This is a genomic window from Clostridium aromativorans, assembly GCF_020908015.1.
Lineage (GTDB): Bacteria > Bacillota > Clostridia > Clostridiales > Clostridiaceae > Clostridium_B > Clostridium_B aromativorans.
In genome coordinates this window covers 52060-65256 of sequence record NZ_JAJJPB010000015.1, presented here as the reverse complement: position 1 = coordinate 65256, position 13197 = coordinate 52060, and the positions used below count along the sequence as shown (strand labels likewise).

Sequence of the window (13197 nt, the reverse complement as noted above, 5' to 3'; positions counted from 1 at the left end):
GCTCAACTCCCTTCTAAAATGTACTTTCACCTGGATCCACCATACATTCTATTAAAAAAGCCCTGTCTGAATGCAATGCTTCCTGAAAAGCTTCTTTAAATTCATCATCATTTCTTACTCTTTTCGCTGGCAATCCATAGGATTCCACCAGTTTAATAAAATCCGGGTTGTATTTAAAATTAACTTCAAACTCTTTAAGGCAGTTATTCCTTTGAATTTCCCTAACCAATCCAAGTCCTGAATTATTGAAAAGCACTATAATTATATTTATCTTTCTTTCCAAAATAGTACCAAGCTCAAACATACTCATCTGGAAACCACCATCACCAACAAAGGCTACCACTTCTTTATTAGGGCATCCTATTTTTGCCCCAATAGCCGACGGGATAGAGTAGCCCATGGTGCCAAGGCCTCCAGAAGTGAGAAATTTTCTTTTGCCTATAATTTTAAAATTACGTGCACACCAAATTTGATTCTGTCCTACATCTGCAGTTAAAATTGCATCCTTTTCCAATACTTGAGATACATTGTCAAGAACATATCTGGGATTTACCTTCTCCGTGCCCCTCCTTTGGGACTGCATACTTTTTTCCCATCCTCTTATTTTGCACATCCACTGTGTTGTATCTAAAGGGCATATTCTTTCAGATAATTTCTCTAAAATATTTTTTATATCTCCTACTACTGGAATGTTTACATTTAAATTTTTACCTATTTCAGCAGGATCAATATCTATATGAATTATATCTGCTTTTTTTGCAAATTGACTTATGCCGCAAGTCGTTCTATCTGAGGCTCTAGTTCCAATGAGTATTAAAACATCTGCATTATCTACGGCCCTATTGGCATAATCAAAACCATGGGTTCCTATCATACCTATATAGTAATCACTTTCCTCATTCATCGCGCCCTTTCCCATTAGTGTATGAACAACAGGTATATGGGATTTTTCTATAAATTCTCTCAATTGCCTTTCACCTTCAGAAAGAATAACACCTCCACCCACACATATGAGAGGGCTTTTACTGATTTTAATTCTACTCACTATTTTTTTTATCTGTCCAGGATGTCCTTCTATAGTTGGTTTGTACCCCCTTATATTCACGGTTTTTGGATATTGAAAATCATCAATATCTTCATCCATTATGTCTACAGGTATGTCTATAAGTACCGGACCATTTCTTCCGGTTTGAGCTATATAAAATGACTCTTTTATAATTTTAGGTATATACTCCGACTTTTTCACAAGAAAATTATATTTTGTAAAGGACTCAGTAGCCCCTGTAATATCCAATTCCTGAAAAACATCCCTCCCAATCAATGTAGATTTTACCTGTCCTGTAATAATAACCATTGGAATCGAATCCATGTAAGCAGCAGCAATGCCTGTAATAATATTTGAAGCACCTGGCCCTGACGTTACAATACAAACTCCGATTTTTCCGGTAGCCCTGGCATATCCACTGGCTGCATGACCTGCCGCCTGCTCCTGCCTTACAAGTACATGTTCAATATCTGATTTTCTCAAAGCCTCATACATGGGAATAACCGTAGCACCTGGATACCCAAATACCACCTTCACATTTTCTTTTTTTAAACATTGGATGATTGCTTCAGCAACTTTCATATCTATATCTCCTCGTATATTTTCTGTTTTCTTCCCTTTATAAGAAAGTTCAATATATTTTTTATGCACAATAAGTAAAAATATTTGCCTATTGTGCATAACCAAAATTGCAGAACCTATTTATCCACTTTTTTGAATTTACTGGCCCAGTAACTCGCCAGAGTGGGACCTGAAATATTGTGCCATACACTGAATATTGCCGCCGGTATGGCTGACACAGGAGAAAAAAAGTTCATGGCAAGTGAAACACCTAAAGCCGAATTCTGCATTCCAACCTCGAATGAAACTGCCTTTCTTTTTGCATAATCCATTTTCATTGCCTTGGCAGCCAGATATCCAAACAAGAAACCAAACAAGTTGTGAAGTACAACAGCTCCTATGGCAATTGCAGCAGTAGTAATAAGCTTTTTGGAATTTGCTCCTACAACTCCGCCAACTATTAAAACTATGGCTATCACCGAGACAATAGGTAATACATTTACCACTCTGGAAGCCGTTTTGCCTGCAACCTTATTGAAGACAACTCCAAGAACAATAGGCAGTATCACTATTTTGGAAATATCAACAAACAGTGCCGCAGCAGGTATGTCAACCCATTTTCCTGCCAATAACAATATAAGAGCCGGTGTAAAAATAGGAGCTAAAATTGTGGATATGGAACTTATACACACCGAAAGTGCCAAATCACCTTTTGCTATAAAACACATTACATTGGATGCAGTACCGCTTGGGCAGCACCCTACAAGTATTACACCAATTGCAATATCCTTTGGTAATTTTAAAAATACACACAATGCATAAGCTACAGCCGGCATTATAATGTAGTGTGCTATGATACCCACCAGTACATCCTTGGGTCTTGTGAAAACTTCTTTAAAATCTTCTTTCTTTAGAGTCATTCCCATTCCAAACATTATGATTCCAAGCAAGAGTGACACTCTGGGGACCACCCATAAAAATGTATTAGGCCTCATCAAAGCTATTATGGCAATTATTATAACTAAAAGTGCAAAATATTTATTGCAAATGGTACTTATTTTTTTAATCAACTAATTTTCTCCTTCCACGTCTATTTGAGTATCGCCCCGGTATTAGCAGAAGTTACTAACTTTGCATATCTGGACAAATATCCTGTTTTTATTTTGGGCTCAGGTTTTACATACTTCTTCTTTCTCTTCTCAATTTCTGCAGAATTCACTTTCAATTCTATCTTTTTGTTTGTGATATCTATAAATATGGTGTCCCCTTCTTCTACAAGACCTATCAGTCCGCCTTCCATGGCCTCTGGAGATATATGTCCGATAGATGCTCCTCTTGTGGCTCCTGAAAATCTTCCATCTGTGATAAGGGCCACATCCTTGTCAAGTCCCATGCCTGCTATTGCAGAAGTAGGTGAAAGCATTTCCCTCATTCCAGGCCCTCCTTTAGGTCCCTCATACCTTATTACAATTACATCCCCTCTGTTTATTTCATTTCCGAAAATGGCCTTTACCGCCTCCTCTTCTGAATTGTATACTCTTGCAGGTCCTTCATGTACCAGCATCTCCGGTGCTACTGCAGATTTTTTAACTACTGCCCCATCAGGTGCAAGATTTCCCCTTAATATTGCTATTCCACCTTCACTGCTGTAAGGCTCATTTATATGTTTTATGACCTCATAATCAAGTACCCTATAATTTCTTATATTTTCACCTACGGTTTTTCCCGTGATAGTCAATGCATCTTCATTTATCAGATCTTTTTTTGAAAGTTCATTCATAATGGCTTCTATTCCGCCTGCCATATGCAGATCCTCCATATGATGCTTCCCGCTTGGACTTAATTTTGTGAGACAGGGAGTTTTTTTACTTATTTCATGGAACAAATCCAAATCAAGTGTAATACCTGCTTCATGTGCAATTGCCGGAAGATGAAGAACCGTATTGGTTGAACCTGCCATAGCCATATCCACAGTTATGGCATTCTTAAATGCGCTTAAAGTCATTATGTCTCTTGGCTTTCTGTCATTCTTCACGCAATCCATAACGTACATACCTGCATATTTTGCCAGCTGATTTCTCTCCCCGGTCTGGGCAAGTGCAGTTCCATTCATAGGAAGCCCCATTCCAAGAACTTCGGTAAGACAATTCATGCTGTTTGCCGTAAATAGTCCGGAACAGCATCCGCACCCTGGACATGATCTTTTAACCTCTTCCTCCAGCTGCTCTTCTGTTATTTTACCGTCACTGCAGGCCCCTACCTGCTCTATACATGTACTGAAATCCAGTGTTCTGTCATTCAATCTGCCTGCTCTCATAGGTCCTCCGCTTACCACAACAGCCGGTATATTGAGTCTTGCAGCTGCCATCAGCATTCCAGGGACTATCTTGTCACAATTTGGTATTAAAACAAGTCCGTCAAATTCGTGAGCCAGTGCCATTGCTTCAATTGAATCCGCTATAAGTTCTCTTGACGGAAGTGAATACTTCATACCTATATGTCCCATGGCTATTCCATCGCAAACTGCAATTGCAGGAAATTCCATAGATGTTCCACCGGCCATGGCCACCCCCAGCTTAGCTGCTCTCGCTATTTCATCCAGGTGCATATGTCCTGCAACAACTTCGTTTTGTGAATTTACTATTCCAATTAAAGGCTTTTCAATTTCCTCCTTTGTAAATCCCATTCCATACATAAGTGCCCTAGCCGGTGCACCTTTGATTCCCTTTTTTGCTAAATCGCTTCTCATTTTGAAAATTCCTCCTCAAACTCATATTACCGAACTATCTCCTATATTAAAATCCACTATATTATATAAACAGTTTAGGCCTGCAGGTTCTCACCTCTGTCCCGCTCTCTGTGAAGCCTTATACTGCTTATTTCTTACCTCACGTACCTATATTATTTAAAAGCCCCTTTTTATTTATACGAAAGCTACCATTGCTAACAGCCTCCAGCTTTTTCAAATTTTGGAGTCAGTAAGCACTGCTACGCTCCTGTATTGGTTCTTCTATGGTTTGGTATGTAAAATCATTCTATATAAAAAACTTTACCAAACCTAAGAATCACCTTATACGAAAGCTGACATCTGTCAAAGCTCCCCAGCTTCTCCAAAATAGAGAATAGACAGTGACAGCCCCCAAATACCATATTTACATCAAATTATTCATTATCCGGATTTTCATTTATCCAAGGCATCATAGATCTGAGTTGTTTGCCAACTTTTTCGATGGTGGAATTTTGCTCCAGCCTTCTTCTTGCAGTAAACTTTGGTCTTCCTGTTTGATTTTCAAGCAGCCAGTCTCTCGCAAATGTTCCATCCTGGATTTCTCCAAGAACTTTTTTCATCTCAGCCCTTGTATTTTCATTTATTATTCTCTTGCCAATTTTATAATCTCCATATTCTGCAGTATCACTGATGGAATACCTCATTTTATTTATTCCACCTTCGTACATCAGATCAACTATCATCTTCATCTCATGCATGCATTCAAAATATGCATTTTCCGGAGCATATCCTGCCTCTGTAAGGGTATCAAAACCTGCCTTTATAAGTTCAACAATTCCTCCACAAAGTACTACTTGTTCTCCAAATAAGTCTGTCTCTGTCTCTACTCTAAATGTAGTGGTCATGACACCTGCCCTTGTTCCTCCAATTCCTTTGCCATAAGCCAGTGCAATATCTTTTCCTTTTCCTGTAAAATCCTGATATACTGCATAGAGACATGGAACTCCAGCACCCAGTGTATATTCTCTTCTAACTATATGTCCTGGTCCCTTAGGTGCAATCATAAGTACGTCCACATTCTTAGGTGGAACTATCTGGTTAAAGTGGATGTTGAATCCATGAGCAAAGAAAAGTGCATTTCCTTCCGACAAATTATCTTTTATGCTTTCCTCATAGACCTGTTTTTGTTTTTCATCCGGAATGAGGACTGCTACAATGTCAGCCTGTTTAACAGCTTCAGCTGTTTCATATACCTTGAATCCATAATTCTCAGCTTTTTTCCAGGATTTACTGCCCTTATACAATCCAACTATCACATCAAGACCGCTGTCCTTTAAATTTAAAGCCTGTGCATGTCCCTGACTTCCAAAACCTAAAACAGCTATCTTTTTTCCTTTTAAAAGATCCAGATTAGCATCCTCATCATAATAAACTTTTAATTTTTCCATAATATTTTTCCTCCCAGATAATTTTATTTTTGCCGTTTCCCCTTATTTAATTAAGCAAAAATTATGACTATTGCAAATTTTATGACTATTAATTTTGGCATACCTCTACTCTTTGCTTTAATTCAAACATATAGCTAAATCAAAAACAGAAACCCTAAAATTTTGTATAAAAAAATGACCAACATTCTCTCCTTGGGGCGAGAAGTTTGGTCACGCGGTACCACCCAAAATTTTTACTCAGAATAATAACGGTATTACCGGTAAAGCCTACTCAAAGTTCAGCTCACAACTTAAAGGCTACCTTCAATAGTTGTATTTATGAGTTCCCACCAAAATCTCACTCTCTAAAAAATATTCCCTATTTACTCTTCCTCATCATTGTCTTTATACTCTATATTATACAAAATACAAATCTTTTTAACAATTTACTTAATCAAAATTTAGTGTATGTGACGATAATAATCCTTCATTCTCAGAATGTCAAGAGTTTTTTTGCAAAAATTTTATTTTTTTTCAGCATTATTTTTTCCTACATTATATACAAAAAATAAATTTTTTATTTTAGAACTAGCTGTTGACATGCCTATTTTTTTATAGTATAGTATATGCAATAAATATAAAAAACCTTGACGGAGAAGAGTAGGCAAAAATATGCTTTAAGAGAATGGGGATTTGGTGAGAACCCAGAAGCTAAAGTTGCTGAAAATCACTCCTGAGTTGCATGCTGAAATTTGTATAAAGTAAGCTATGCCGGCACAGCCGTTAGACGTATGAGTAATAATTTGGGTGGTACCGCGGTAGACTTTCGCTCCATAAGGAAGATTGTCTGCTTTTTTTATACCATATTTTTATACTAATCATCTATTTAATCAATTATTTTATTCAAAATTATCAGTGTATATAATTAAAACCAATTGAATATTTATATATTCCTGTATTTTTCATTTTACCTGCAGGCTATCATTGTCTATTCAATGTACAATTTGCAATTGGCAGTAAACAGATAATGGTGATTTTCGCTGACAGTTGAAAATTTGCTATATCTAAAATCATGCTATCTTTTAACATATACTTTTTTATTTAGTGTTGTATTATTTTTGTAAATTTACTAAAATAAGTTTTTTATTTATCACTTAAAAAGTCTGAGTTATCCAGAACTTTTTAAGTGATTTTTGTTGCATTTATTTTAATCTTTTAAATATACAATTATTAGATTTATATCCGTCATTATCCCCTTAAAGATGTCTCATCCATAAGGTAACGATCAACCTGCCGTGCTACCTTTCTTCCATCTTTTAAGGCCCAAACTACCAGTGACTGACCGCGTCTCATATCTCCGGCAGCAAATATTCCTTTTTTGCTGGTCATATAATTTTGATCTGTCTTCACGTTTCCTCTTGCATCAAATTCTACACCAATATCATCTAGCAATCCTTCATGTTGGGGATGGATAAAACCCATGGCCAGAAGAACCAAGTCAACTTTTTGATTAAACTGCGTACCGGATATACTTGTCATCTTCATCCTGCCATTTTCTTTCTTCCATTTAACTTTTATCCCCTGAAGAGATTTCACCCACCCATCTTTGCCTTCAAATCTCTCTGTGCTTATGCACCATTTTCTTATACAGCCTTCCTCGTGGGATGTTGTGACTTTGAGAGTTTTGGGAAAAGTAGGCCAGGGCATGGTTTCATCTCTTACCAATGGCTGCCTTGGCATCAGCTCATACTGGTAAACAGCTTTGGCACCCTGTCTTATGGAAGTGCCTATGCAGTCGGAACCTGTATCTCCTCCGCCTATGACAACTACAATTTTTCCCTTTGCATTTATCTCATCTTCAATTAATTTCTTGCCTGCAACTCTTTTATTCTGCTGTTTCAGAAAATCCACTGCAAAATGTATTCCCTTGAGTTCTCTTCCTTGAATTTTAAGATCCCTTGGAACAGTAGAGCCTCCCGTTAGAACTACTGCATCAAAATTCTCAATCAATTTATCAGCAGAATACTTTCCTCTGCCTGCATAAACACTTGTTCTAAAATCTATGCCCTCCTCTTTCATTATATTTATTCTTCTATCCAATATGTGTTTTTCAAGTTTAAAATCAGGAATTCCATATCTTAAGAGCCCTCCTATCTCATCTTCTCTCTCAAATACAGTAACTGAGTGTCCCACTGAATTGAGTTCTGACGCTGCTGAAAGTCCTGAAGGGCCCGAGCCTATTATAGCCACCTTTTTTCCAGTTCTTACTTTTGGAAGATTGGGTTTTATCCACCCCTCTTCAAAAGCTTTCTCTATTATATTCAATTCTATTTCCTTTATGGACACCGGTTCCCTATTTACCCCAAGAGTGCAGGCACCCTCACAGATAGCTGGACATACCCTCCCTGTAAATTCAGGAAAGCTATTTGTGAGAGTGAGCCTTTCAAAAGCTTTTTTCCAGTTATTTCTATACACGAAATCGTTCCAATCCGGGATTATATTTTCAGTAGGACAGCCCCAGTTACAAAAAGGAGTCCCACAGTTCATACACCTGGCCGCTTGAATCCTGAGCTTATCTTCAGACAATCTGTAGTATACTTCCCTATAATCTTTAATTCTTTCCTCTATAGCACGTTCTTCAGGATTTTCTCTCTTATATTCTTTAAAACCAGTTATTTTTCCCATAATGCTGCCCCCTCTACATATTAGAAGCAGCAACTGCTTCTGTTTTTGTCTGTTGCAATATGGACCTGTATGCTTCAGGTATTATTCTTTTGAATTTCTTTTTATAGGCATCCCATTCATTCAATATATTTTTTGCCTTCAAACTGTCTGTATATTCATAATGCTCTTGTACTAATTTATATATCGTATCCATATCCTGTTTATCTGAAATCTTTTCTACTTCAACCATCTGTAAATTACACCTGTCATAAAAGGAGTCATGCTCATCCAAAACATAAGCCACACCACCGCTCATGCCAGCCGCAAAATTCTTGCCGGTTTTACCTATGATAACTACTGTTCCGCCAGTCATATATTCACAGCAGTGATCTCCTACACCTTCAACTACTGCCGTAGCTCCACTGTTTCTCACTGCAAATCTTTCCCCTACGCTGCCATTTATAAAAGCTTTTCCAGAAGTAGCTCCATATAAAATAGTATTTCCGGCTATTATATTTTTCTCTGCTGCAAAAGTGCACTTTTTAGGTGTTTTAATGATTATTTTACCTCCTGATAACCCTTTGGCCACGTAATCATTGGCATCACCTTCAAGTATCAGAGTAAGTCCATTTACTCCAAAGGCACCAAAGCTCTGTCCTGCGGATCCTTTAAAATTGAGTACAATTGTATCTTCAGGCAGACCGCGGCTTCCATATTTTTTAGCAATTATACCACTCAGCATAGATCCCACAGCACGATTTACATTCTTTATTTCCATGGTTGCGGAAACTTTTATTTTATCATTTATGGCCCCTTCAGCCATCTGAATAATTTTATAATCCAATGCATCGTCCAATCCATGATCCTGAGGTATCACACAATAGGATTTAATTCTCTTCGGCATATATGGCTTATACAAGATAGCCGACAGATCCAGTCCCTTGGCTTTCCAGCGATTGACCGCTTCCTTTGTCTCCAGCATATCTACCCTTCCTATCATTTCGTTCATGGTTTTAAATCCAAGTTCAGCCATATATTCTCTTACTTCCCGTGCAATAAAAGTCAAAAAGTTTATTATATACTCAGGCTTACCCCTAAAGTGCTTTCTGAGCTCTGGATCCTGCGTGGCTATACCCATATCACAGGTATTTAAATGACATTTCCTGAGCATAGCACACCCCATGGTCACAAGAACTGTAGTTGCAAATCCAAATTCTTCAGCTCCAAGCAGTGCTGCAACTATTACATCCCTACCAGTTTTTAACTGTCCGTCAGTTTGAAGCCTAACTCTACTTCTCAAATTATTCAGCAAAAGTACCTGCTGAGTCTCAGATAGGCCAAGTTCCCAGGGAATTCCAACATGTTTTACAGATGAAAGCGGCGCTGCTCCCGTTCCACCATCATAACCGCTAATTAGTATTAAGTCGGCATGAGCTTTTGCAACTCCGGCCGCAATTGTTCCCACTCCAACTTCAGAAACCAATTTTACGCTTATATTCGCCTCAGGATTTACATTTTTCAAATCATATATGAGCTGTGATAGATCTTCTATAGAATAAATATCATGATGGGGCGGCGGTGAAATGAGATCTATTCCCGGAGTAGAATGTCTAGTTCGTGCAATATACTTATCAACTTTCTTTCCTGGAAGTTGACCGCCCTCACCAGGTTTCGCCCCTTGTGCTATCTTTATTTGGAGCTCGTCTGCATTTACCAGATATTCTGTAGTAACTCCAAAACGTGCTGAAGCTACTTGCTTTATAGCACTTCTTCTAGAATCTCCATTAGGATCCAGTTTATACCTTTGTGGATCCTCACCTCCCTCTCCAGTATTACTTCTCCCACCTATTCTGTTCATAGCTATAGCTATGGTCTCATGGGCCTCTTTACTTATGGATCCAAAGGACATTGCTCCTGTACAAAATCTTTTAAGTATTTCACTTACAGGCTCCACCTCTTCCAGGGGAATACTATTTCCTTTTTTAAATTTTAACAGTCCACGTATGGTACACAGATTTTTGTCCTGCTCATTTATAATTTTTGCATACTTTTTATATACATCATAACTGTTGGTCCTGGCTGCAACTTGAAGTTTATATATGGTTTCAGGATTGAAAAGATGAAATTCTCCCCCTTTTCTCCATGAATAATTTCCTCCTACATCAAGCTGCGAAATAGGTTTTCTTATCTTATTAAAAGCATTTTTATGTCTTGACAGTACCTCACTGGCTATTACATCAATTCCAACTCCGCCTATTCTTGAAGGTGTGCCTTCAAAATATTTGTCCACAAACTCCGAGTTCAAGCCTATGGCTTCAAATATCTGTGCTCCATGATAACTCTGAAGAGAGGATATTCCCATTTTTGAAAGTATCTTCAATATGCCCTGATTTACAGCTTGTATATAATTTTTTCTTGCCGTATTCATATCTATCCCAGTTACATCTCCATCTCTCACCATCTGATCTATAGTTTGATATGCAAGGTATGGATTTACTGCTGAAGCCCCGTAACTTACAAGAAGGGCAAAATGCATGGTTTCTCTTGCTTCTCCCGTTTCCACAATAATTGAAACTTTTGTACGGGTCTTTTCCCTGATCAGGTAATGCTGTACTGCAGAAACCGCTAAAATACTAGGAATTGCCGCTTCATATGAATCTACATTTTTATCACTCAATACCAATATATTATATCCTTCCTTTATCCTCTTGGAGGCTCTTTCACATATTTTATCAAGAGCTGCTTTAAAACCCTCTATTCCCGTATCACACTTAAAAGTAATTGGAACTGTAGTGGTTTTAAAATCTTCATTTCTCAAGCTTTTTATCTTTGATATCTCCTCATCCGTCAGAACTGGACTTTTAATCTCTATAAATGGATCTTTTGCAATCTCGCCATTTAGTATGTTGGCTTGAGGGGATCCTATATAGTTCAGAAGAGACATTACCGGTCTCTCTCTTATAGGATCTATAGGAGGATTCGTCACCTGGGCAAAAAGCTGCTTAAAATAAGAGAAAAGAAGCTGGTTTTTATTTGAAAGCACAGCCAGAGGCGTGTCATTTCCCATAGAGCCTACCGGTTCCCTGCCTTCAACTGACATGGGCATAAGTATTCTCCTTAGATCCTCAAGAGTATATCCAAAAGCCTGTTGCTTCTCTTTTAATACTTCCGGGGTTATCTGTTCTTTTTCCACAACAGTATCAAACATATCCAGATTAAATCTCAATTTGTTCAATATTTTCTCATAAGGCTCTGCTTTACATATATTTTCCTTTAACTCTTCATCCTTTATAATTTTACCTTTGGCTGTATCCACCAAAAACATCTCACCAGGCTTTAATTTTCCCTTTTCCAGAATATCTTCATTTTTAAATTCCAGCACTCCAGCCTCTGAAGCAAGTACCACAAATCCCGTTTTGGTTATTACATATCTGGCAGGCCTCAACCCATTTCTATCAAGAGTAGCACCTACCTGAATACCATCGGAAAATGAAACAGCTGCAGGTCCATCCCAGGGTTCTATTAGAGAACCATGATATTCATAAAAAGATCTTTTATACTGTTTACTGCTGCAATTTTGTTCCCAAGCTTCAGGTATTAGAAGCATAAGCGCATGTGGAAGAGATCTTCCATCCTGGTACAAAAGCTCCAGCACATTGTCAAGAGAAGCAGAATCACTTCCGCCTGCATCTATTATTGGAAAAAGATTTTTGATATTTTTACCAAAGGTCCTGGATCTAAGCACACCTTCTCTGGCTCTCATCCAGTTTCTATTTCCTCTTATGGTATTTATTTCTCCATTATGACCAAGATACCTAAAAGGCTGGGCCAAATCCCAGGTTGGAAAGGTATTTGTACTGTATCTCTGGTGCACCAGTGCAATGGCACTTTTAAAATTTATATCATTGAGATCAATATAAAATTTTTTTATCTGATCCGCCAAAAGCAGCCCTTTATATACTACCGTCCTACTGGAAAGACTGCATACATAAAAAACTCTTGCAGCTTCCTTTAATACCTCTTTTACTTTATTTTCTACCTCTTTTCTTATTACATACAGCTTTCTTTCAAACTCAATTTGATTTTCTGCATTTTTTCCTATGAATATCTGCCTTATGATGGGCTCGGTTCCCCTTGCAGTTTCGCCTATACTTCTATTGTCTGTAGGTACATCTCTCCATCCTAAAACCCTCTGGCCTTCTCTTTCTGCAACTCTTTCCATTATTCCCTCACACTGCAGTCTTAGAGCTGTCTCCTTAGGGAAAAATACCATTCCCACTGCATATTCTCCCGGCTGCGGTAGTTCAATACCTAAATTATCACAATTTATCCTAAAAAATTCATCTGGAATTTGGACAAGTATACCTGCTCCATCTCCAGTTTTTGTATCAGAACCAACTGCTCCTCTATGAGTCAAGTTAACTAAAATCTGAATACCACGTTTTACTATACTGTGAGTTTTTTCACCCTTTACATTTGCTATAAATCCAACTCCGCAAGAATCTTTCTCAAAATCAGGATCATACAAGCCCTGTTTTGAAGGAAATTCATTACTAGAATTCATGATGCCATGCCCCCTTTAAAATTGTTAATAAATACCATCAGCTAAGCCGATGGCTTCCTAATACGGCAAAAATACATTTTCTAAGTCCCCATAATGTATCTTATGCCTTCTTCCATTTTTAACATTGTACTTTAAATTAAAATACAAGTTCTCAAAAGCATTACAATTTTTATTAATATTTAGTAAAAATATTATCACAATTTACTAC

The 13197-nt window shown here is 37.7% G+C and carries 6 protein-coding genes and 2 other annotated features; all 6 genes read right to left on the bottom strand.

Going from position 1 to position 13197, the window contains the following annotated elements; translation table 11 throughout:
- Positions 1-13: 13 nt before the first annotated feature.
- Positions 14-1627 (bottom strand): biosynthetic-type acetolactate synthase large subunit, encoded by a 1614-nt coding sequence (ilvB, locus tag LN736_RS11990; RefSeq protein ID WP_150355676.1) that lies wholly within the window; start codon positions 1625-1627, stop codon positions 14-16.
- A 116-nt stretch (positions 1628-1743) separates the two neighbouring features.
- On the bottom strand, positions 1744-2676 hold the full coding sequence (locus LN736_RS11985) for a bile acid:sodium symporter family protein (protein ID WP_229981607.1): 933 nt from the start codon (positions 2674-2676) through the stop codon (positions 1744-1746).
- Between the two features lie 20 nt (positions 2677-2696).
- A complete protein-coding gene (gene ilvD / locus LN736_RS11980; RefSeq protein ID WP_150355677.1) occupies positions 2697-4355 on the bottom strand; it encodes a dihydroxy-acid dehydratase in 1659 nt (552 codons plus the stop codon).
- Positions 4356-4768: 413 nt separating this feature from the next.
- A complete protein-coding gene (gene ilvC / locus LN736_RS11975; protein WP_229981606.1) occupies positions 4769-5782 on the bottom strand; it encodes a ketol-acid reductoisomerase in 1014 nt (337 codons plus the stop codon).
- 190 nt (positions 5783-5972) lie between these two features.
- Positions 5973-6170: a binding site (T-box leader), on the bottom strand.
- A gap of 229 nt (positions 6171-6399) precedes the next feature.
- Positions 6400-6598 (top strand) — a binding site (T-box leader).
- Between the two features lie 411 nt (positions 6599-7009).
- Positions 7010-8446, bottom strand: a complete 1437-nt coding sequence (locus LN736_RS11970; RefSeq protein WP_229981605.1) for a glutamate synthase subunit beta — start codon at positions 8444-8446, stop codon at positions 7010-7012.
- A gap of 13 nt (positions 8447-8459) precedes the next feature.
- A complete protein-coding gene (gene gltB, locus LN736_RS11965) occupies positions 8460-12989 on the bottom strand; it encodes a glutamate synthase large subunit (protein WP_229981604.1) in 4530 nt (1509 codons plus the stop codon).
- Positions 12990-13197 lie beyond the last annotated feature (208 nt).